18 protein-coding genes are annotated in these 22,367 nt (G+C 57.4%); 7 read left to right on the top strand and 11 right to left on the bottom strand.

What is annotated here, in order from left to right; translation table 11 throughout:
* Positions 1 to 40: 40 nt before the first annotated feature.
* Positions 41 to 1,603 (top strand): alkyl hydroperoxide reductase subunit F, encoded by a 1,563-nt coding sequence (gene ahpF, locus ACIPY9_RS09745; protein ID WP_400699956.1) that lies wholly within the window; start codon positions 41 to 43, stop codon positions 1,601 to 1,603.
* A 177-nt stretch (positions 1,604 to 1,780) separates the two neighbouring features.
* On the opposite strand, the gene gloA is transcribed toward ahpF, so the two are convergent.
* Entirely contained in the window at positions 1,781 to 2,302 is a 522-nt protein-coding gene (gene gloA, locus ACIPY9_RS09740; RefSeq protein WP_400699954.1) for a lactoylglutathione lyase, read from the bottom strand.
* A 162-nt stretch (positions 2,303 to 2,464) separates the two neighbouring features.
* On the opposite strand from gloA, the gene ACIPY9_RS09735 reads away from it, so the two are divergent.
* On the top strand, positions 2,465 to 3,013 hold the full coding sequence (locus ACIPY9_RS09735; RefSeq protein ID WP_400699952.1) for a DUF4946 domain-containing protein: 549 nt from the start codon (positions 2,465 to 2,467) through the stop codon (positions 3,011 to 3,013).
* Between the two features lie 627 nt (positions 3,014 to 3,640).
* Here the strand turns inward: ACIPY9_RS09735 and ACIPY9_RS09730 are convergent.
* From ACIPY9_RS09730 to ACIPY9_RS09700, 7 genes are all read right to left on the bottom strand, one after another.
* Positions 3,641 to 4,003 (bottom strand): histone-like nucleoid-structuring protein, MvaT/MvaU family, encoded by a 363-nt coding sequence (locus tag ACIPY9_RS09730; RefSeq protein ID WP_400699950.1) that lies wholly within the window; start codon positions 4,001 to 4,003, stop codon positions 3,641 to 3,643.
* Between the two features lie 426 nt (positions 4,004 to 4,429).
* The gene (locus tag ACIPY9_RS09725; protein WP_400699948.1) at positions 4,430 to 5,530 is read right to left on the bottom strand and encodes a tetratricopeptide repeat protein; all 1,101 of its coding nucleotides are present in this window, start codon (positions 5,528 to 5,530) and stop codon (positions 4,430 to 4,432) included.
* Between the two features lie 145 nt (positions 5,531 to 5,675).
* Positions 5,676 to 7,073 carry an efflux transporter outer membrane subunit gene (locus ACIPY9_RS09720; protein WP_400699946.1) on the bottom strand — a complete coding sequence of 466 codons (1,398 nt, stop codon included), beginning with the start codon at positions 7,071 to 7,073 and terminating at the stop codon, positions 5,676 to 5,678.
* Entirely contained in the window at positions 7,073 to 10,264 is a 3,192-nt protein-coding gene (locus tag ACIPY9_RS09715; RefSeq protein ID WP_400699944.1) for an efflux RND transporter permease subunit, read from the bottom strand. Before ACIPY9_RS09715 ends, ACIPY9_RS09720 begins: the two co-directional genes overlap by 1 nt.
* Positions 10,265 to 10,276: 12 nt before the next feature.
* Complete coding sequence (gene mexE, locus ACIPY9_RS09710; protein ID WP_400699942.1) at positions 10,277 to 11,518, bottom strand: multidrug efflux RND transporter periplasmic adaptor subunit MexE; 1,242 nt, start codon at positions 11,516 to 11,518, stop codon at positions 10,277 to 10,279.
* 463 nt (positions 11,519 to 11,981) lie between these two features.
* Positions 11,982 to 12,446, bottom strand: coding sequence for an HIT family protein (locus ACIPY9_RS09705; RefSeq protein WP_400699940.1), 465 nt, complete (start codon positions 12,444 to 12,446; stop codon positions 11,982 to 11,984).
* On the bottom strand, positions 12,443 to 13,000 hold the full coding sequence (locus ACIPY9_RS09700; RefSeq protein ID WP_400699938.1) for a ThiF family adenylyltransferase: 558 nt from the start codon (positions 12,998 to 13,000) through the stop codon (positions 12,443 to 12,445). The genes ACIPY9_RS09705 and ACIPY9_RS09700 overlap by 4 nt, the downstream gene beginning before the upstream one ends.
* Positions 13,001 to 13,705: 705 nt before the next feature.
* On the opposite strand from ACIPY9_RS09700, the gene ACIPY9_RS09695 reads away from it, so the two are divergent.
* On the top strand, positions 13,706 to 14,527 hold the full coding sequence (locus tag ACIPY9_RS09695; RefSeq protein WP_400699936.1) for a DUF695 domain-containing protein: 822 nt from the start codon (positions 13,706 to 13,708) through the stop codon (positions 14,525 to 14,527).
* Between the two features lie 191 nt (positions 14,528 to 14,718).
* On the opposite strand, the gene ACIPY9_RS09690 is transcribed toward ACIPY9_RS09695, so the two are convergent.
* Positions 14,719 to 15,018: a hypothetical protein gene (locus tag ACIPY9_RS09690; protein WP_400699934.1), complete on the bottom strand. Its 300-nt coding sequence runs from the start codon at positions 15,016 to 15,018 to the stop codon at positions 14,719 to 14,721.
* A gap of 612 nt (positions 15,019 to 15,630) precedes the next feature.
* On the opposite strand from ACIPY9_RS09690, the gene ACIPY9_RS09685 reads away from it, so the two are divergent.
* The 3 genes from ACIPY9_RS09685 (at position 15,631) to pstS (ending at position 19,281) form a co-directional block, all read left to right on the top strand.
* The gene (locus ACIPY9_RS09685; protein WP_400699932.1) at positions 15,631 to 16,170 is read left to right on the top strand and encodes a Bro-N domain-containing protein; all 540 of its coding nucleotides are present in this window, start codon (positions 15,631 to 15,633) and stop codon (positions 16,168 to 16,170) included.
* 295 nt (positions 16,171 to 16,465) lie between these two features.
* Positions 16,466 to 18,154: a Na/Pi cotransporter family protein gene (locus ACIPY9_RS09680; RefSeq protein ID WP_400699930.1), complete on the top strand. Its 1,689-nt coding sequence runs from the start codon at positions 16,466 to 16,468 to the stop codon at positions 18,152 to 18,154.
* An 8-nt stretch (positions 18,155 to 18,162) separates the two neighbouring features.
* Positions 18,163 to 19,281 carry a phosphate ABC transporter substrate-binding protein PstS gene (gene pstS / locus ACIPY9_RS09675; protein WP_400699928.1) on the top strand — a complete coding sequence of 373 codons (1,119 nt, stop codon included), beginning with the start codon at positions 18,163 to 18,165 and terminating at the stop codon, positions 19,279 to 19,281.
* A gap of 18 nt (positions 19,282 to 19,299) precedes the next feature.
* On the opposite strand, the gene ACIPY9_RS09670 is transcribed toward pstS, so the two are convergent.
* Positions 19,300 to 19,716, bottom strand: a complete 417-nt coding sequence (locus ACIPY9_RS09670; RefSeq protein ID WP_400699926.1) for an arsenate reductase ArsC — start codon at positions 19,714 to 19,716, stop codon at positions 19,300 to 19,302.
* A 140-nt stretch (positions 19,717 to 19,856) separates the two neighbouring features.
* Complete coding sequence (locus ACIPY9_RS09665) at positions 19,857 to 20,771, bottom strand: LysR substrate-binding domain-containing protein (RefSeq protein ID WP_400699924.1); 915 nt, start codon at positions 20,769 to 20,771, stop codon at positions 19,857 to 19,859.
* Positions 20,772 to 21,078: 307 nt separating this feature from the next.
* Between ACIPY9_RS09665 and ACIPY9_RS09660 the strand changes: the two genes are divergently transcribed.
* Positions 21,079 to 22,101 carry a zinc-dependent alcohol dehydrogenase family protein gene (locus tag ACIPY9_RS09660; RefSeq protein ID WP_400699922.1) on the top strand — a complete coding sequence of 341 codons (1,023 nt, stop codon included), beginning with the start codon at positions 21,079 to 21,081 and terminating at the stop codon, positions 22,099 to 22,101.
* The last annotated feature ends 266 nt before the right edge of the window (positions 22,102 to 22,367 follow it).

Here is a 22,367-nt window from a genome sequence, read left to right as displayed (position 1 = left end):
GGCGTTGTTTTTTCTATCTTCGTAAAAAGGAAGTCGCCACATGTTGGACGCCAATCTTAAAGCCCAGTTGAAGTCATACCTGGAGCGGGTTACTCGCCCCATCGAGATCGTCGCGTCCCTTGATGACGGCGCCAAATCCCAGGAAATGCTGGCCCTGCTGAACGATGTACTCAGTGTTTCCAAAGACATCACCCTGCAAGACAACGGCACCGATGCGCGCACGCCATCGTTCTCGTTGAACAGCCCCGGTCAAAACATCAGCTTGCGTTTCGCAGGCATCCCGATGGGGCACGAATTCACCTCGCTGGTCCTGGCGTTGCTGCAAACCGGCGGCTACCCACCCAAGGTCAGCGCGGAAACCATCGAACAGGTTCGCGCCCTGCAAGGCGAGTTCCATTTCGAGACTTACTTCTCCCAGTCCTGCCAGAACTGCCCGGACGTCGTGCAGGCCCTGAACCTGATGGCGGTGCTCAACCCGAACATCAAGCACGTCGCCATCGACGGCGCGCTGTTCCAGGATGAAGTGACCGAACGCAAGATCATGTCGGTTCCAAGCATCTACCTCAACGGTGAGCTGTTTGGTCAGGGCCGCATGGGCCTGGAAGAAATCCTCGCCAAGATCGACACCGGTGCCGGTGCCCGTCAGGCTGAAAAGCTCAATGCCAAGGATGCCTTTGACGTTCTGGTGGTGGGTGGTGGCCCTGCCGGTTCGGCGGCTGCGGTCTATGCCGCTCGCAAAGGCATTCGTACCGGCGTGGCCGCCGAGCGTTTCGGCGGTCAGGTGCTGGACACCATGGCCATCGAGAACTTCATCTCGGTACAGCACACCGAAGGCCCGAAACTGGCCGTGGCGCTCGAAGAGCACGTCAAGCAATACAACGTCGACATCATGAACCTGCAACGTGCCGACAAGCTGATTCCAGGCAAGGCCGGCGAGCTGCATGAAGTGAAGTTCGCCAGCGGTGCGAGCCTCAAGGCCAGGACCGTGATTCTCGCCACCGGTGCCCGCTGGAGGGAGATGAACGTTCCAGGCGAGCAGCAATACCGGAACAAGGGCGTTGCCTACTGCCCGCACTGCGACGGCCCGCTGTTCAAGGGCAAGCGCGTTGCCGTGATCGGTGGCGGTAACTCGGGTGTCGAGGCGGCCATTGACCTGGCGGGTATCGTATCCCACGTGACCCTGCTGGAGTTCGATGTGCAACTGCGCGCCGATGCGGTCTTGCAGCGCAAGCTGAACAGCCTGCCGAACGTGACCGTGATTACCAGCGCCCAGACGACCGAAGTGACCGGCGACGGCGAGAAGGTCAACGGCCTGCGCTACAAGAACCGCGTCAATGGCGAGGACGTGACGGTCGAGCTGGAAGGCATCTTCGTGCAGATCGGTCTGCTGCCTAACAGCGAATGGCTCAAGGACACGATCGAGCTGTCGCCGCGTGGCGAAATCGTGGTCGATGCGCGGGGAGAGACGTCGGTGCCAGGCATCTTCGGTGCCGGTGACGTCACGATTGCGCCTTACAAGCAGATCATCATTGCGCTGGGTGAGGGTGCCAAGGCATCGCTCAGTGCCTTCGATCACTTGATCCGCACTTCCGCTCCGGCCTGATCGGGTTTGAGCAAAGCAAAAGCCCCATGAGCGATCATGGGGCTTTTTTTGTTGTGCTGTGTGGGGCCGGATTTATCCGGGAAGACATTCTTCCCGGCGATGAAGATGTTGCGAATAGACGGCTTCTTCGCGAATGAATTCGCTCCTGCAGCCGCGCCTGCCCGCGATGGATTGCCGTTACAGCGGGGTTGGCTGGATGATTTCCACCCAGTAGCCATCCGGGTCCTTGATGAAGGCCAGGTTGTTCATGCGGCCGTCGGCCAGGCGTTTCTGGAAGTCCACGCCGAGTTTTTCAAAGCGCTCGCAGGCTTCGTGTACATCCGGCACGGAAATGCAGATATGCCCGAAACCGCGCGGGTCGCTGTTGCCATTGTGGTAAGCGAAAGCCGGATCGTTTTCCGTGCCGTGGTTATGGGTCAGTTCCAGAATGCCCGGGATCGATTTCATCCACTCATGGCGGGCCTGATCGTCGGCAGGGATCTGAGCCTTGTCCACCAGGGCCAGGAAATACAGGCTGAACTCGGCTTCCGGGAAGTCACGCTTCTCAACCAGGCTGAAGCCCAGGATGCGGGTGTAGAAATCCAGGGAGGCTGTGACGTCCTTGACGCGCAACATGGTGTGGTTGAACACGAAACGTTGGGTGGCTGCTTCTGGGGTGGCTGTTACGCCAGGGAAGGTGTTGAGTGCTTGCAGGCTCATGGGGATCTCCAACAGAGTGTTCAAATTAATGCCAAATGATACGGGGCAGGGCGGCGAGTGCCAAACCTTCCCTTGATCCGGTCAGTCGATCGCGATTCACCTCTTGCCCCGGGCTGCCGGCAGGCTCAGAATTTCCGGCCCTCTTTGCCAGGTAGCTTCACCATGATTTTCTCGCCATGCCGATCCCTGTTCATAAGCCTGTGCCTGCTGTCAGGGGCGTCAGGTGTGCATGCCGCCGATGCAATGATTGTCTGGCCGGCGGGATGGGAGGTCGAATCGCTTCCGGCTACTGCTCAGGCCGATCAGCCTTCCGTGCAACTCAGACAGCGCGCCGTGAAAAACGATCAGGCCGGTAATCCGAGCATGGTCATGGAGCTGACGCAGTCTCGATTGGCACCGGGGCATGAGGTGAATGTCCAGGCGGTGTTGCTGGAGATGCGCAAGTCCGTTCAGGTCAACTTCGCACGCGGCGGCTTGCAGAGTGTGTGCACGCATGTGCGTGAGAGCCAGCTCAGTGTCGTTCCTGCGCTGGAAACGACCTGCACGGTCACCCAGAACGGCGTCCATGTGTTGACCCAGACGCTGGTGGCGGCTGCGAGCAAGGAGATGGCCTGGTCGTTGTCCTATGCAGGGTCGGCTGATGGCTATGCGGCGAACAAGGATGAGGCGCTGCGTATTCGTGACAGCCTGAAGCTCGATGTGGCTCCGTAAGGGCTGATTTTCTGGCGGGCATAAAGAAGCCCGCCGAAGCGGGCATGGGGCGCTATTCCTTTAGCGGCCTTCATCTTGTAAGAAAGTGTGTGAAAAAAATGTGAAGCGTTGCGTCGTCCCGTCGCCAGCGCTGTCCGCAAGCCGGGGTCATGTCGCGTTGAGCGCCGATACATGCCATACACAATTCAAGAATAAGGGATCTTCCAAACAGCAGCCCGGGAGTGCAAAGGGCGCTTTCCGAATCGTTGTCATGTCGTACAAAAGTGTTGCAGGGCAGTGACACACTTCACAAAATTTAATGTTTTGTTATAGGTCAACATGCAGGCTGTCGGGATGCTGAATAATCATCAGATTTTTCAAGTTATCACGGTGTGCTGTACGCCGCTTTGAGTGGTGAGGGCATTTTTATTGGCGTCATTATTTTAACGTGCAAGAGGGAAGTGGAATACGACCTGTTAGTGGGAGCCCCCACTAAAGTAGATATCATGTATATGAATTCGACAGGTTTATACCGATTCATGCAGAGACGTGGATTCGCTTTTGCAAGAATTGGAATAATGTTGAGTGTGTCGGTCGGGTAATAAAAAAGCCCTGCAGGTGCAGGGCTTGTACAGCGAGAAAATGCGATCAGGCGCGCAGCCAGGAATCGACAGTCTCTGCACCGTATTGTTCTTTCCAGGCCTTGAGACCGCGGTGATTGCCACCTTTGGTTTCAATCAGTTCACCGGTGTGCGGGTTCTGATAGACCTTCACGACGCGTGCGCGGCGGCGCTTGGGGCCTGCTGCTGCAACCAGTGTGGTCGAGCTGGCAGGGTCGAGGATGGCGATGATGTCGCGCAGGCTTTTGCCGTAGCTGGCCATGAGGTCCTGGAGCTTTTGCTCGAATTCAATCTCCTTTTTCAATCCGGCGTCGTTCTTCAGGGACTCCAGCTGGGCCAGCTGTTCCTGAAGGGCCTTTTCTGCTGCTCGAAACTCGGCAAGTCTGGACAAATAAAATACTCCAACGGTGTTATGGCTGTGGGCAGCCCAATAAAGCGATAAGACAAAAACGTTTGGTCGATTCGCTCATTCGGTTCTCTACCCCACCCGGCGTACTCAATGATGAAACTAAGTGTTCCAGTCAGTCCGTGAGGCCGGTGGCATGGGTAGTTATAATAGGTCGCCGGTAAATGATGCACGTTTTTGACGAGTTAGAAAACACTCTTCTTGAAAATCATTAAATGAAATTGCATTCATCTGTTGGCGATGTCTATCACGCGTTGTGTTATCAAACGCAAAGCACTGTAAGTTATTTCTGATATTAGGCGATGTGCGAAGAGTGTCTGAAACTGTCGGGATCGGGTTGAAAACAGGCCTGAAACGCTCATTCATTCTCGTCGAAAAGGAGCGTTTCAGGCCTGTTTTGAAGGTGAAGAGCTACAGGCCCTGTTGCAGAGCTGGATCGTCAGGGTTCTGCTGTTCAAGCTCTGCGAGCAGGACTTGTACATTCTGTAGCTGGCCGTTTTCTTTCCAGTATTGAATCAATAGCACGCGTGCCCGTCGGTCGGCGGGATCGTTCTGGAGTATTTGCACTAATTGTTTTTGTGCCGCTTCCAATTGATCCAGATTGTGCAGGACTACCGCCAGATCGTAGCGGTAATCGCTATTGGCAGGCTCGAGTTCGGAGGCCTTGGCCAGACTCAGCAATGCAAACTCGTCTTGTCCATGATCCCGCAGCCATATGCCCAGGGCATGCTGGAGCAGGGCCGATTCCGGATGGCGTTCCAACAGTCTGGCGAAAAGGCTTCGGGCCTGATCCGCCTGGCCTTTCTTGTCCAGCAGTTCAATATGCGCCAGGGCCGCTTCCAGGTTGTCGGGCTCCAGGGTAATGGCCCGCTGCAAGGCGGACATGGCCGGTTCCAGATCACCGGTCTGCAGGTAGAGCCTGGCCAGTTGCAACTGGTTCTGCGCGGTCTGGGGCTGGGTTTTCAAGGCTTCCTGATAGGCTTCGGCGCTTTGTTGCAGTACGGCGAAGTACAACCCCAGGTCATCCGGCGAAAGCCCCAGCAATGCACGGGTTGCGCTGAATCTGACGGATTGCTCGCTGTCTTCGAGCAGTGGGCCGAGCAGCAGGCTGCGTTGCCCGTCGGGGATCAGTTTTACGCTCGTTTCAATCGCGGCCTGACGCACCTGGGCCGATGAGTTCTTGAGACTGGCATCCAGCAGCTTGAGTGCCTGGGGACTGGGGTAATTGCTCAGTTCGGCCAGAAGGGCGATCCGGTGTGGCGGCGAGAGGTCCTTGCGCGCCAGTTGCTGATAGAGCATGCGGGCCGCACCGGGTTTGCCGGCATGGGCCTGCTCCAGTGCCTGGGCATAGGTGTGGCTCAGCTTCGCCGCAGGCTGGGCAGGCGGGTTGCGCCCTGACCACAAGGTCAATGACAGTGCCACGAGCGACAGGGCGGCAATAATGCCGATCAGGGTGCGACGTCGATTAGAAGTAGGGGAAGGCGATGAGCCCTGTAAAGGCAGTCTGGGCATACCGGTATCCAATGCTTGGCGGCTTGCAGCTTCGGACAGTGACCGGCTGCTGTCAAACGTCAATCATGCGGAACCGGGATGCTCGGGATGAAAAAAGCCCCGCCCTCATGGAGGACGGGGCTGATCGAGCCGATGGCAGGCGGGATCAGGCCTGCGGCTGCCACCCGCCGCCCAGGGCCTTGTAGATGGCCACGATACCGCGGTACATCTCGATTTCTGCCTGAGCCTGGGAGTCTTCGGCTGCCAGACGTTCCCGCTCGGCATCCAGCAGCACCAGGAAGTCTGCCGTGCCTTCGCGGTACTGCACCGACGCCAGCTTCGCCGCCGCACGGCTCGATTCGCTTTGACGGATCAGGGCCAGCAGGCGCTGTTGGCGTTTGTCGTAGTCGCTGAAAGCGTTTTCCGACTCTTCGAGCGCCAGCAGCACTTGCTGCTCATAGTTGGCCAGCGCGCCTTCGGCATCGGCATCGGCGCTACGGATCTGTGCCCGGACGCTGCCCAGATCGAAAGCGGCCCAGGTGATGTTCGGCCCCAGCGACCAGGCTCTGGCGGCTGACGAGCCGATCTGCGAACCGCGTCCGGCGGTAAAGCCCAGGAAACCGCTCAGGCTGACCCGTGGGAACAGGTCGGCCGTCGCCACGCCGATTCGTGCGGTAGAGGCGGCCAGTTGGCGCTCGGCAGCCCGGATATCCGGACGCTGACGCAAGACCTGAGTCGGATCGCCAATCGGCAAGGCCTTGGCAATGGCCGGCAGTTTTGCCGGGCTCAAGTCCACACTGAGGCTTTCCGGGCGCTCGCCCAGCAGGGTTGCGATGCGGTTACGCTGACGCACCTGCTCGGCCTGCAATTGAGGCACGCTGGCCTCGACGGCTGCCAGCCGGGCGTCGGCGCGCACCACATCCAGTTCGTTGCCGACACCGGCATCGCGCAACTGGGTGGTCACGCCTCGGGAGTCCTGCTGGTTCTTCAGGTTGTCCCGGGCAATGGCTTCACGCAGTTGAGCGCCGCGCAATTGGCCATAAGCGTCGACCACTTCGGCGATCAACGTCACCTGGAGCTGATACAGGTTGGCTTCGGCAGCTTCCTGATCGGCTTCGCTGGCCTCCAGCTGGCGTTGAATGCGACCGAACAGGTCCAGTTCCCAGGCCATGTCCAGCCCCAGGTCGTAACGCTCGCTGTTGACGCGGCGCTCGGTCGTTCCCGGTTGCTGACCCTTGCCCTGGGCGCTGCTGACCCGGCTGGTGATCACCGGCATGGCATCGTTGCTGACGTCGTCGCGAATCGCCCGTGCCGATTTCAGGCGGGCAAAGGCTACGCGCAGGTCCCGGTTGCCATTGAGCGACCGGGCGACCAGCTTGTTGAGGGTCGGGTCGTCGAACTGCTGCCACCACAGGGTATCGACCTTGGCATGGTCGTAGCTGCCTTGTGCTGCCGAAGCGAGTGTTGCCGGTGCCGTCTCGGGAGCCTTGTAGTCAGGGCCGACGGCGCAGGCCGTCAGCGCCAGTACCAGCAGGCTCGGAGCGAAGAGTTTCAGTGCGCTCATCAATGCATCTCCGCGGACAAGGTGTTCAGTTTCTGTGCCCTGGCGGCCTTGCGGGCTTCCTGGCGTTCGACGAAGTTACGGATCAGCACATAGAACACGGGGGTCAGCAGCAGACCGAAGAAGGTCACGCCCAGCATCCCCGAGAACACCGCGACACCCATGGCATGACGCATCTCGGCACCGGCACCGCTGGAGATCACCAGAGGCACGACCCCCATGATGAAGGCGAACGAGGTCATCAGGATCGGACGCAGACGCAGGCGGCAGGCTTCCAGGACCGCAGCCAGCGGGCTCATGCCTTCTTCCTGTTTGTCCTTGGCGAACTCGACGATCAGGATCGCGTTCTTGCACGCCAGGCCCACCAGTACGATCAGGCCGATCTGGGTGAAGATGTTGTTGTCGCTACCGGCAATGATCACCCCGGCAATGGCCGACAGCAGCGTCATCGGTACGATCAGGATCACCGCCAGTGGCAGGCTCCAGCTTTCGTATTGGGCGGCCAGTACCAGGAACGCCAGCAATACGCAGAGCGGGAAGACGAACAACGCGGTATTGCCCGACAGAATCTGCTGGTAGGTGAGGTCCGTCCACTCGTAGGTCATGCCGTTCGGCAACTCGGCCTTGAGCAGTTTCTCGATGGCGGCCTGGGCCTGCCCGGAGCTGTAGCCTGGCGCGGCGGCACCGTTGATCTCGGCGGTGATGAAACCGTTGTAGTGCATCACGCGGTCGGGACCGGCCGTGTCGTTGACCTTGACGAAGGTCGCCAGCGGGATCATTTCACCCAGATTGTTGCGCACCTTGAGCTGACCGATCTGGTCGGCATCCTGACGGAACTGCTGCTCAGCCTGGACGTTGACCTGATAGGTGCGACCGAAGCGGTTGAAGTCGTTGGCATACAGCGAACCCAGATACACCTGCAGGGTGTCGAAGATGTCGCTGATCGCAACGCCGTGGGTCTTGGCCTTTTCGCGGTCGATGGCGGCATCGACCTGAGGCACGTTCACGGTGTAACTGGTGAACAGGCCGGCCAGTTCCGGCACGCTGCGGCTTTTGGCGATGACGTTCTGGGTTTCCTTGTACAGCTCGTCATACCCCAGGTTGCCACGGTCTTCGATCTGCAGACGGAAACCGCCAATGGTGCCCAGACCTTGTACCGGTGGAGGCGGGAAGATCGCCATGTACGCTTCCTGGATGGACGCGAACTTGCCGTTCAGTGCGCCAGCGATGGCATTGGCCGACTGGCTCGGGTCCTTGCGCTGGTCGAAATCCTTGAGCGCCACGAACACCACGCCGTTGTTGGGGCTGTTGGTGAAACCGTTGATCGAGAGGCCCGGGAAGGCAATAGCGTTTTCCACGCCCGGCTGTTGCAGCGCCAGGTCGGACATCCGCTTGATGACTTCTTCGGTGCGGTCAAGGCTGGCAGCGTCCGGCAGTTGCGCGAAGGCAACCAGGTATTGCTTGTCCTGGCTCGGTACGAAACCGGTCGGCGTGCTGGAGAACCCCATCCAGGTCATGACCATCAGGCCGGCATAGACCAGCAGCGCGATGCCACTGCTGCGGATGACGCGGGCAACCGTGCCGACATAGCCATGGCTGGCTTTCTCGAAGAAGCGGTTGAACGGGCGGAACAGCCAGCCACCGAGCAGTCTGTCGAGGAACAGCGAGAACTTGTCCTTTGGCGTGCCATGGCCCTTGAGCAGAACGGCGGCCAGGGCAGGCGACAGGGTCAGGGAGTTGAACGCCGAGATCACGGTCGAGATGGCAATGGTCAGGGCGAACTGCTTATAGAACTGACCGGTCAGGCCCGAAATGAATGCCGCCGGTACGAATACCGCACACAGCACCAGTGCCGTGGCAATGATCGGCCCGGTCACTTCGCCCATGGCCTTGTGGGTGGCCTCCACCGGGTTCAGCCCCAGCTCGATGTTACGCTCGACGTTTTCCACGACGACGATGGCATCGTCCACCACGATCCCGATGGCCAGCACCAGCCCGAACAGCGACAGGGCGTTCAGGGAGAAGCCGAACATGTGCATGACCGCGAAGGTACCGATCAGCGAGACGGGTACAGCCACCAGCGGAATGATCGAGGCGCGCCAGGTCTGCAGGAACAGGATCACCACCAGTACAACCAGAATCAGCGCTTCGAACAGGGTGTGGATCACCGCTTCGATGGAGCCGCGCACGAAAATGGTCGGGTCGTAGACGATGCTGTAGTCCATGCCTTCAGGGAAGCCCTTTTTCAGCTCCGCCATCTTGCTGCGTACGTCATTCGAGATATCGATGGCGTTGGAACCGGGGCGCTGGAAGATCGGGAGCGCCACGGCCGGTTTGTTGTTGAGCAACGAGCGCAGGGCGTACTGGTTGGAACCCAGCTCCACGCGGGCAACATCCTTCAGGCGAGTGATCTCGCCATCGGCACCGGCGCGCACCACGACGTTCTCGAACTCTTCCTCGCTGACCAGACGGCCCTGGGTGTTGATCGACATCTGGAAGCTGGTGGCGCTCGGGGAGGGCGGCGCACCCAGTTGACCGGCTGCGACCTGACGGTTCTGCTCACGAATGGCGTTGACCACATCGGTGGCCGTCAGATTGCGTGAAGCGGTCTTGTTCGGGTCCAGCCAGACACGCAGCGAGTAGTCACCCATGCCGAACAGTTGCACATCACCGACACCGCCCAGACGTGCCAGCTCATCCTTGATGTTGAGCACGGCATAGTTGGACAGGTACAGCATGTCGTAACGGTTGTCCGGAGAGGTCAGGTGGACAACCATGGTCAGGTCCGGAGACGCCTTGTCCACCGTGATACCGATGCGGGTCACTTCCTCGGGCAGCTTGGGCTCGGTCCGGGTCACACGGTTCTGCACCTGCACCTGAGCGTTGTCCAGGTCGGTGCCCAGCGCGAAAGTGATGGTCAGGGTCAGCTTGCCGTCGGCCGTGGACTGCGAGGACATGTACAGCATGTTCTCGACGCCGGTGATGGCCTGTTCCAGTGGCGAAGCCACGGTTTCACCGATCACCTTGGGGTTGGCACCGGGGAAGTTGGCCCGTACCACGACGGTGGGCGGAACCACTTCCGGGTATTCACTGATCGGTAGCTGGAACAGCGAGATCGCACCGGCGATCAGGATCAACAGCGACAACACTGCCGCGAAGATCGGTCGCGAGATAAAGAATTTGGAGAAGTTCATCGGACGAATACCTTAGCCGCGAGGCGCAGTTGCGCTGGCGATTTTGACGGCCGCCTTGGGCGTCACTTGTGGCAGGTTGCTGGCTTCGAGGGCCTGGCGTTGTTTGAGCAGGGCAGCCAGTGTTTCGCTGGAGGCCATGGGCGTGACTTCAGGGTCCACCGGCTGGCCGGGACGAACGCGCTGCAAGCCCTTGACGACAATGGTGTCGTCCTTGCCGAGACCGCTGCGCACGATACGCAGGCCCTCGACCTTCGGCCCCAGCTCGACGAAGCGATAGGTCGGCTTGTTGTCCTTGTCCATCACCAGCACGAACTTCTTGCCCAGATCGGTGCCGACGGCTTCGTCGTTGATCAGCATGGCCGAATAGGTGCCGCTGCCGACCAGTTTCAGGCGTGCATACAGGCCCGGTGTGAAGCTGCCGTCGGTGTTGTCGAACACGGCACGACCACGAATGGTGCCGGTCCTCGGGTTGACCTGGTTATCCACGAAGTTCATCTGGCCCAGGTGAGGGTTGCCGGACTCGTTGGACAGGCCCAGATAGACCGGTGTGGTCTGGCCACGCTGGCCCTTGCGCGCCAGTTCTGTGTATTTGAGGAACACACGCTCGTCGGCATCGAAATAGGCATAGACCTTGTCGGTGGACACCACGCTGGTCAGGGCCGTGACATCGGCGGTCACGATGTTGCCGGCGGTGATTTCCGCACGGCTGACGCGACCGTTGATCGGTGCCGTGACACGGGTAAAGCTCAGGTTTAGCTTGGCCACATCCAGTTGCGCCTGAATCGCCGCGACACCGGCTTTGGCTTCCTGTGCCGACGTGGTACGCGAGTCGGCCAGCTCGGCGGAAATCGCATTGTTGGTCCGCAGACGCTCGCCACGCTGGGCTTCGTTTTCACTGCGGGTGGCGACGGCGCGGGCCTGCTGCAACTGGGCTTCAAGACGGCGGACCTCGGCCTGGAACGGGCGCGGGTCGATCTGGAATAACAGATCGCCTTTCTTGACCAGCGAACCATCGGTAAACGCGACCTGATCGATCTGCCCGGACACCCGTGGACGCACCTCGACGGTTTCCGGTGCTTCAAGGCGGCCGGTGAACTCGTCCCACTCGTTGATCGGCTGCTCCAGCACCTTGGCGACACTCACCTTGGCGGCAGCCGGGGCCATGGTGGCCTCAGGCGCACGTCCACAGGCGCTTATCACAATCAAGGCAAGGGCGGTGAGGGGATAGCGCAAATGAGAAAAAGACTGAGACATGAAAAAATCCGCCGGTAATGTGAGATGGGCGGATTCTGTTGTGAGGGGGTTCTATTAACGAATCGAATAAACCGAAGGTTATTATCATTGGGAATGATGAGAGGGGGGCATAGGCTCAGTGTTTATGGGGGGGATTTCCAGAATCTTGCGGCAAAGCATTACAGGCGAGCTTTCTGGGTGATTGAGGTGCTTTCGGTTTTCGTGAGGAACCGTAAAAGAGCCCTCAATCGTTCGGAGGCACAGCAGCAAGTGAGACTCGATGAGGCGCTTCTGATGCGGGTTAGGCTTTGTACGAAATGTCTTGATACTCGGTGATGCTGCGTTGAAACGGTCTCGGAATGCTCATTTACAACCCGTAAATTCCGCTTCCTCGCCTGTTTTTGCCTTGCCTGACCTTCGCTCGCCGACTTTTCGTACAGAGCCTAAGCACCGGAATCCAACCATTAGGGGCAAGAGGGCATAATTACTCTCGTTTTGCTGCTATTTTGGCTGCCAGCGCCGCAAGGGCGTTATCATCGGCCCGTTGCCAGTCATGAGAGGAAATATAGCCTTCATATTTATCGAAGTACTTATCGACTTTTGAACTGATTTGCTTGAAGTCGCTTGTACTTCCAGTGCCATGCATAGGGAAAAGCTTGGCATGTAAATGATCAATCCCATACCCTTCCAGGATAAACCCAGTTCTTCCAACTCCTTCCAGAGTGGCGTCGAGTAGCAGGGCGACTTTTTTGGACGCCAGTACTAGCTGGGAAAGGTCGTCGTCAGATGCTGAAAAAGCATAGCTAGAGCAGTGGGCCTTTGGAATAACTACTGAGAAGCCTGGCGTGTTAGGGTAGATTGAAAGGAATGCTAAATGTTTTTCGTCTTCCCAAATTTTGTGGCAAGGACTGCTTCCCGCAACAATTTTGCAAAAGATACAGTCGTTCATGCAGACAGCCTTATTTCATGAGGGTGGACAGAAGAGTTCCACTGCATAATCTTGTTGCCTTTTGGCATGGTGCCTATTAAACCCGAGATAAGAGCTGAGCAAAGAATGGAGGCGAGAGCCATGTTTGTAGGCCCATAGCTGGGCATTACGGAGCTTGGAAGACGAGTCCATCTGGACGCCAGTTCATCGTCAGTTTCAAAGTCAGTCTCAGTAAAGGGGCAGAAGTAGTTTGCAACGCAGTATTGGTGAAAGTAGCCGCCGCTGACGACCGGGATATTTATTTCCCGACAGACTCTGTTTGCATCCCATGCTAGAGTTCCAGGGCTGTCTGCAGTAACCGCGACCCCGCTAGCGTGGCGTTTAGCAAGTGGGATTAAGGCATTAATATCCATCTCTTGTGAATGAGTGTCTACCGTCACGCTTTCAAATCGATTGCTGATTGCGGACTTTAGAGTCGTTACCTTCAGCTCGCCGACATCTTTTCGCTCCCAAAAAAGTTGACGATTCAAGTTGCTGAACTTAATCCTGTCCCTATATACAGATAAATCATCCATGTTGATCTCATTGATTAATAGCTCTCGCATAAGGATGGGTATCATCCGCACTTGTGTTTTATTTAAATTAGTTTGTGTACCAGAAGTTAGGGCCGTGAGCAGGCATCCCTACACAGCTCGGATCGTACGTCGAATAAGCTACCACCATTGAACTACCGCTTGAGGCAAGGCGAGTTGTGAGTGGGCTGGTATCGAGCTTGTCACCGACATTGGCAGCGACTGGCAATGGTTTCTCTCCTGAGGTGGGGGTTTGTACTGCATATGAATTCGAGGCCGCAGTGTATCCCAAGCATTTTCTTCATAAATTACGACTCCTTTTGATGCGAGCGATCCCTGTTCGCCTTTGCAGGCTGGGTTAGGATCTAGCTTATGTCAACTCTCAAAAGACTCGGAAGATAGGTTAGGGCAATCGTCAGGTATCTCTAGCTCGGGCGTCAGTTCCCGGTCGACTCTGTTGAAAAAGTCTACTGACATTAACCGATGAAAAGGTAGGCTCTGCGCGTTCCTACCTTCAACCAAAGCCGAAAAAACATCCCAATCTGAAAAGCCTCACTTGCTTCTCACCTCCTGCAATTCTATCGCCACCACTGAAGCCCTCTGGCAGAATCGGGGCCACAAATGAGCCATTGCACCTTGCGCGGGCTTAGCATTTAGTTGGCAAGACCGGTCTTCAGGACGAGGTCACGAGTTGAAGGAAAAACACCGATGGTCACTGAAAAGTCCGAGCGCTCCTTGATGGAGTCTGGCCATGGCATGCGGTACGTCACAGCAAAGTTTTGCAAACAACGCCAAGGCTGTGAACTCTCCGGCCCAAAGCCTCTGGGCTTGGGGCGCAAGATGGGCGTCCATAACCGGCTCTGGTTGTTGGCGCTAGCAAGTGTACTCATCTCTGGTTGCTCCAGCTCCAAATCCAATTCGCTCCCACCGGTCGAGCGCGACCCATGCCTGGATGCGGGGCCGACTAAAAGCGTGGCATACGATAACTGTGTGGCTGATCGAGAAGCCAGCAAGAGGGAGGCTCTCCGAGCACTTCTCGACGATACCGGCGTTTATTCCCGACAGGTGCAAATAGCCGAATTTGACGACAATACTTACCAGGCATCTGATTTTCCAGATACACCCATTCCTATGGCCTATAAGGGTGTTGATTCGATATCGGCGACTGATAAACGGGCGCTACCTTTCAAAATCAGGGTCACCTGGAAATACTCCTCCAAGGGCGTCATACCGGCGCCCAGAGACCGTGTCCGGATGGATGAAATGGAGAGGCTGATACTGCTGGCGGTGCAGGATAAAGGGCTAGCGAAGTGGGTGTGCACGGTGACTGGTGGACACCAACGGGAGTGGATCTTCTATACACGAAGCGACGAAGCTTTTATCGCTCAAACACAAGCTGCTCTAGCGCATACCGGGCCATACCCTATCGAGCTGAGCGCACGCAAAGAACCAGTGTTGAGCACCGAAGTGCAAAATAGTGAAAACCTGCCTGAAGATATCCGTATCACCCCCAAAAAGTGCGTGGAATGATGTCCAGATGGTTAAAGAAGACACTCCAGATGATTCACGATATCAGGGAGTTAATTGCCTGGAGCGGTGCTACGGTAAGCGTGAGGCCATGCAAACCGCTGCTGTAATCTTGTTGGTGTATTTCAAGTGCGGTAGCTGCAATTTATAGTCACTCCTAAGCGTTGCTATAGGCAGCTTTTGGCCAGAAGCGGTCATCTGGGTTGACCGCTATTCAAAATGTTTTTGGTATCAACGTTAAACCTGTCCAACAATGAGGCACCATCAGTGACGCCCAGAATCTGATCGATTGCATAAATTTTCAAGCTTGCATCGGCGATCTCAAAATCTGCGTTGTTGTACACAGCCTCCGCCTCATTGTGGAGCGCATAGGCCATATGCGCCGCGACACGGACGCTCATAGGAGCATCCACATCTCTGCCTAGGTAATCGGCAAGCAACGTCTTGATTTCAAGCAGTGTAAGCGCGAGTAGCTTTGTCTGGTCAGTACGCATAAGTGATCCCAAATCCTGAGAGCAAGATTGCTGATAGGTTCATAAGGTTATATAAACTCTTATCTGGGTAAAAACGAAAGACCTCAATGGGTCGATTATGGTCATTGGCAAGCGTCAGTTCCCAGCCGACTCTGTTGAAAAAGTCTGCTGACATTAACCGATGAAAAGGTAGGCTCTGCGCGTTCCTGCCTTCAACCAAAGCCGAAAAACATCCCAATCTGAAAAGCCTCACGTACTCTCAATCCCTGCAATTCTCCCGCCCTCACGCAGTCCAAAAGACTTCTACCCCCAAGCATATTCCCTTTCCCTTGAGTGAAATTTCCTAGAAAATCCTGACCGCTTGCGAGTGCCCGTTCAGAGGTTTAGGGTGCTGCGTCGCTGCCAAATCAGTGACCGGATTTAGCGATCCGAACCTGTACTCGCAATATGCGTCATACGACTTTCATGCCTTTCAGGCACGAGGTTGTTTCATGGCGGCTGTGCGTCGGAGACCTTCGGGTCTGCCGGTGTGTGCGAGTAAAAGGCCGGTTCGCTAACCTTCGCACAGCTGCCACCCACATTCGTTTAGCGACGTCTCTGGCAGCTCTTTTTCTCACAAGGAGCTTTCACACCATGGACCTTCCATACCCGTCACCTCCCTGCACAGATCACTTCGAGCCCACGGTCTTTATTCGTCACCATCGCATGCTGCGTGCCGTGATGCTGGACGCTCAGGTCTGGTTTCCCTTGTCGGATCTGGCTCGTCTGATGGGCAAGCAACTGGACGAGCGCGCCACCTTCAAACTCGATGCCGACCAGCGTCGTACGGCCTGGTTATTGACCCATGGGCAGTGGGAGAAATGCCTGATGATCAGCGAGTCGGGTGTCTTTGCGCTGCTGGTGCATCACTACGTCCCGGAAAACAGGGCGTTGCGTCGTTGGTTGGCTCAGGAAGTGCTGCCAGCGCTCGATGCCCGGATGATGGATGCTGGCGACCAGCCTCAGTTGTATCAGATGCGTTGGCAGGGCCATGTGTTGGGTGCGCTGCAATGGCATGGCGAGTTATGGGTGAAGTTGCGTGATTTGCCTGAGCTGGTTCCGGTGCCAGCTGATTCGGCACGAGAGCCTTGGTGGCGAAGGTTGGTTGGTGGGCGTAAGTCGTTTTCTGCTTGATCGTGGGTGTTGACCGTTTCTCGTCTGTTTTCGCCTTGCCTCTTCTTCGCTCGTGAGCATTGCAAATATCCAATGGATACGGGGTTGAATGCTGCTGCGGGATGTCTCGGCATACGCTCTTGTGACGGGGCGTTGAAGACCGGCTATCGCCCTGGCTGAAACGTCAGGGTGAGTGTCACCGATACGTCACATTCTGCCTCTAGCGTTCAAGACTGAACCCTGCGCACCTGCCGGTATTGGCTGTCCGGTGGGCAGAGGTCTGCGCCGGCAAGTGTTCGTCTATTGGAGAACTGTCTTGGAAATCGACATCTTCAAGGAACTGCTGGTACCCGTCATTGGCGGTTTGGGTATCTTCATGCTCGGACTGGAGTTCATGTCCGACGGGATAAACAATCTGGCAGCCAACCGTATGCGGGCCTGGCTCGCGAAGCTGGCGGGCACCCCTGTAAAAGGGCTTGCCGCTGGCACAATGATCACCGGTGTTTTGCAGTCGAGCACTGCGATGACGGTCATGGTGGTCGGTCTGGTCAACGCCGGTGTCGTTGGGTTGCGTCCCGCGATCAGTGTCATCATGGGAGCCAACATCGGGACGACTCTGGGAAATGGGCTGATTGCCATGCCCCTTGGCCCCCTGGGATTGATCTTTGCGGGGCTGTTTGCACTGGTTTACGTGTTCGGCAAGAGCGAAAAGACCCGGAATATCGCGCTTGCCGTCATCGGTTTTGCGTTGATTTTTTACGGGCTGAACCTGTTGACCGGTGGCCTCAAGCCCTTGCGTAACCTGCCCGAGGTGATGGCGGTCATTTCAAGCCTTCAGGCCGACAGTTACGCAGGTCTGGCTGTATGCGTGCTCACGGCGGCAGGGATTACGGCAATGATCCACTCGTCCTCGGCGACCATCGGCATCGTCATGGGGTTGGGGGCGGCGGGTATTCTGGACTGGCAAACGGCCGTGGCTTTTTCACTGGGCGCGGATCTGGGGACGACCGTCACGTCCTGGATGGCGTCGTTGAACCTGTCGAAGAATGCCAAGCGTGCGGCTTATGCGCATATTTCATTCAACTTCATTGGCGTGGCAGTGATGTTTCCGCTGTTCTTTCTGTCGGTGGATCTCTTGCAGTGGGGAATGAGCCTGTTTGGTATGGACGTGGCCAGGTCGGTGATGATTGATGGCAAGGAGAGCTTCCCGCTCGTGCCGGTGGCCGTAGGCTTGTACTCCATTGGTTTCAATCTGTTCAATACGGCCCTGATGTTTCCGTTCATCGGGGTGTTCGATCGCATACTTTCCCGTATCGGTGCCAGTCGCAGCGACGAAGAAGACTATTCCATGCCGCGTTACCTTGAACGTGCCGCGTTGAATGATGTAAGCACAGGCGTGGCGGCCGCAAGCAAGGAGTTGGCGCGCTATACCCAAGGCGCAGGCCTGTTGTTGATCGCTGCCCGGGGCGAACACAGTGCGCTGAAGAACGTGGCTGAACATGAGCAGGCACTTGACAGCCTGAGTCAGGAAATCCGCGCTTACACGGCGCAGATGTTCAAGAACGACTTGAGTGCCCATCAGACCCGCCTGCTTGCGAGCCTGATCGAGGAGCAGGATTTCAGTGCAAGTCTGACGGAGACCCTGTCGCAGATCACGCGCCGTATTGAACGCCAACTGTTTTCTGGCAACGGGCAGGCCATTGTCACGTCGATCCTCGATATCGTAGAGCCCGCTGTAAAGAACAGGCCTCAAGATGCCCGCCTGGCACAGACCCATGCGGGGGCAATTGCCGAGTTGCGTGAGCGCTGCTTGCAGGAAGAGCAAAGGCTGGGTTGGGACGAGCGGGGTGTCATTCTGACCTTGCTGGGCAGCGCAGAGCGTGCCCTCAATCTGGTGCAGCGCATCGCTGACGAACGCCTGTCCGTCTCGCGAGAGCAGGATTATCCCGAGGCGGCACAGAACGTTGATCATGAATCGGCTGGCGTATTCGCCAAGCCTGTTTGAGGCCCGTCATGCATGCCTGTCGCAAGCAAAGGGTTACACGTCGCCGGTTCTTGCAATGGGCAGGCTTCGTCGTCTCAAGTGGCTACGCAGTACCGAAGGTCCTGGCACAGGATGCGTTCGGGCAGGCGCTGTTAAAGGGGGCCGGTTCCACTTTCGTACTTCCGCTGGTCCAGCAGTGGCTCAAACTGTACCGTGGCGCATCGGTAGGCGCAGAGTTCTACTCAGGCAATACCGGACTCGAGAGTGACCTGCTGGGGCGTGCTGCACTGGACTACGAGGCCATTGGCTCTCTGGGTGGTCTACTGCGTCTACAAGCCAAGGCCGTGGACTTCGCTCTCAGTGAATTGCCGCTTTCTTCGCAAGACCTTGCCCGATATGGCCTGATCCAGATTCCCGTCGTGTCAGGTGGTATCGCCATCGTTACCCACGTGCCCGGACTGAACGGTGCATTGCGGCTTGATGGCGTGACAGTGGCTGCCATTTACCGTGGTCGTATCGTCCGCTGGAACGACGCAGCTATTGCCGTACTGAACCCCGGCATTGGATTACCCGACGAGGCCATTCAGCCCATCCATCGCATCGAAGGCTCAGGCAGCACTTACACATTGACTCGATATCTCGCGACACAGGACGCCGAATGGCGTAATTCGGTCGGCGTGGACGCGGTAGTACGCTGGCCAGTCGGTTCTGCCGTGAGGGGCAGTAGCGGTGTCACGCAGGCACTGGTTTCTACACCTGGCAGCATTGGCTATCTCGATCGGGTGCAGGCCGAAGCCAGCGGGCTGCAGCTCGCCCAATTGAAGAACCGTGACGGATACTTTGTCACGCCCAGTGCGAAGTCCGTCGAAGCGGCCACGCAAGCAGTGCCCTGGCAGGCCGGTCAGGACACGCAACCATCGTTTATCGATGCACCGGGCGAGGCCAGTTATCCGATTGTCGCCACGGTATTGGCCTTGTTGAATGGGCAAGCCCGATCAAGTGGAGACCGGCGCGCTCGTGCTTTCCTTGCCTGGGCCTTGGCCAACGGGCAAAACAGCGCGCGCGATTTGGGCTACGTTGCCTTGCCTGCGTCATTGGCTCGCCAGGTGCGTGAGCAGTTGCTGATGCCGTCGAACAGCCCGCAATGAATGGCCTGTTTCCTGTGCTCAGGCTTTCTTGGATTTCACCAGTATGAACATCTTGACGCGCTCACTGATTTCAATGCGCACACTTCTAAAGGCATTCGGCTTTTCGCTTGTGACAGGGTCTTCAAAATGCCAGGTCAACTGCTCTGCCATATCACGGGTACTTTTCCACTCATGAGCTGAGTTTTCGCACAAATTGATGACGTAATCGAATGGGACGCCTGCGAACTCATCGACCGATTTGCTACGTAAGTCTGGATCATGGATATCGATTTCCCGAAGGGCCGCCAGTGCTCTGATATCGATTTCTGTGGGCGTAATCCCGGCGCTGAAAGCCTCGAAATGTTCCGGGTCAGCATGGCGCAGAAGTGCCTCTGCCATTTGGGAGCGAGCCGCATTGGTCGGGCAGATAAACAACACACGCAATTTGCGATTCATGAATGAAGCCTCTCACTACGTGAATGACGTCTGAAAGTGCTTTTTGGCAGGCTCACTGAAGAGCGCATTTTCTTTTTTAAAAGAGTAGCGCCGAGTGAGAAATTAGCGAGTGGCTCCTGCTGCGCCACATTGAGTAATCTTCAAAGGCTGTCCGGATCCCCAAAAAACATCTGAATCCGCGACCTCAACCACCGTTCCCCCGGATCATTGTCCTGCGCGCCGCGCCAGGCCATGTGCAGCTCGAATGTGCGGGTTTCCAGAGGCAGATCCTCTGCACGAACCCCACCGGCTGCCGTCAGTACCTGGGCGGCGTAGTCCGGGACGGTGGCGATGATGTCGGTGCCGGTCAGGAGGGTGGCGAGGCCGTTGAACTGCGGGACGGCCAGGACGACATGGCGTTTGCGGTTCATGGCTTCCAGGTATTCGTCGATGAAGCCGCTCAGGTCGCCTGCGAATGACACCAGGGCGTGGGGGCGGGCGCAGAAGTCGTCCAGGGTCAGGGCGCCGGGTATCGTGTCGGCGCGCAACAGTTGCGCCTTGCTTCGGCGCAGTACCTTACGCTTGGCGTTGGCGGGGAGGTCCTGGGTGTAGCTGACGCCAACGGAGATTTCGCCCGAGGCCAGCAGGGCGGGCATCAGGATGTAGTTGACACGTCGCACCACCAGCACGATGCCTGGCGCTTCGGAGCGCAGGCGCTTGAGCAGGGTCGGCAGCAGGGCGAATTCCACATCGTCGGACAGGCCGATACGGAACACGGCGGTGCTGGTCGCCGGGTCGAATTCGGATGCACGGCTGACGGCGGTGGAGATCGAGTCCAGCGCGGGGGAGAGCAGCTCGAAGATTTCGGCGGCACGGGCGGTGGGCTCCATGCTGCGACCTGTGCGCACGAATAATGGATCGTCGAACAACCCGCGCAGGCGTGAGAGCGCGGCGCTGATGGCTGGTTGCCCGAGAAACAGCTTTTCGGCCGCGCGCGTCACGCTTCTTTCATGCATCAGGGTTTCGAAAACGATGAGCAGATTGAGGTCGACGCGGCGCAGGTCATTGCGATTCATACGGAAGATCTCGGTCCATGTGTCGATGAGAGACTTTGAGAGGGTGCGATAGTACGGGCAAACGCCGGGTTCACGCATTGAAAATTCATCGTGACGGGCAAAATGCCCACACAGGTTGCAATGTTTCGCCTACATGCCAACAATGGCCGCCCATGAGTACATGAGCCTTCATGGACATCGGCGATATCGTACGGCCCATGAAGCACAATCGATGACAGGCATGTCGACTATTAATAGCCACTGATAGTGTTGTCGGCAGAGCCCGGATAGAGTTCACGGCATCAAGGTATACAAGGCGAGGTTCTAAATGTCCCGCACGATCCGTTTTCACCAGTTTGGCCCGGCTGAGGTGCTCAAGGTCGAAGAGCATCCAGACGCGTTGCCTGCACCCGGCGAGGTGCAGGTGCGTGTCCAGGCGATCGGTGTCAGTTGGTATGACGTTCTCTGGCGGCAAAATCTTGCTTCCACCCAGGCGCGTCTGCCTGCCGGCCTGGGTTATGAAATGGCCGGTATCGTCACGGCGCTCGGTGACGGCGTCACTGATCTGGCCGTGGGCGACAAGGTCGCCAGTTTTCCGGCGGCCGATGCCAACCGGCATCCGGTCTATGGCGAGTCCATCGTATTGCCGCGTTCGGCATTGACCTGTTACCCGGATGTGCTGAGCCCCGTTGAAGCCAGCGTGCATTACACGCCGTTCCTGATCGCTTACTTTGCGTATGTCGATCTGGCCCGGATCAAGGCCGGTCAGACCGTGCTGGTCACCGATGCGAGTCATTGTGCCGGGCCGTGTTTCGTCCAGCTTGGCAAGGCGCTGGGGGCTCGCGTCATCGCGGCGACCAAGACCGCCGATGCACGCGATTACCTGTTGGCTCAAGGGGCCGACAAGGTGGTGGTCACCGAGGAGCAGGACCTGTTGATGGCCATCAACAAGTACACCGACAACCGTGGCGTGGATGCCGTATTCGACGGGCTTGGCGGCCCGCAGATGTCGATCATGGGCGACGTTCTGGCGCCACGTGGCAGTCTGGTGCTGTATGGCCTGCAAGGCGGCAACCAGACACCGTTCCCGGCGTGTGCGGCGTTCCAGAAGAACATTCAGTTCTTCGTGCATTGCCTGGGCAATTTCACCGGCAAGCCCGAACTGGGCATCATGCCGGACGCCGAGGCCTTGCAGCGTGCCTTGCGCGAGATCAACCAGTTGACGGCGGACCGGGTGCTGGTGCCATTGCAGACCCGTAATTTCCCGTTCGAGCAAGTGGTTCAGGCTCACCGTTACATGGATGGCTGTCCTATTGGCGGTCGTGCGGTGCTGGAGATTGAACCCGCCTAGTTGCAGAGAAAGTCCGACAGTCGTAGCCATGAAGCCTTCCTTTTCAGGAAGGCTTTTTGTTGAGGGTCAAGAAAGTAACGGGAAGATAACGGGTTGAAAGGGGCGCGGTATTCATCATCGAAATAAGTGCACATTTTGTTTCGTGAAGTGTTGTTTGATTCAGGCTCGTGTTTATTCGTGATGTTTAATTTCACTGTCTAAGTTCAGGTATTGGAAGGTGCTGTTTTTAGCGTGTTAATCTCGATTGTCTTTTGAGGTGGCAAGGC

It is taken from the genome of Pseudomonas sp. NPDC089734 (assembly GCF_044748865.1).
Classification (GTDB): domain Bacteria; phylum Pseudomonadota; class Gammaproteobacteria; order Pseudomonadales; family Pseudomonadaceae; genus Aquipseudomonas.
The sequence above is the reverse complement of the archived record's forward strand: the minus strand, read 5'-3'. Positions and strand labels throughout refer to the sequence as shown.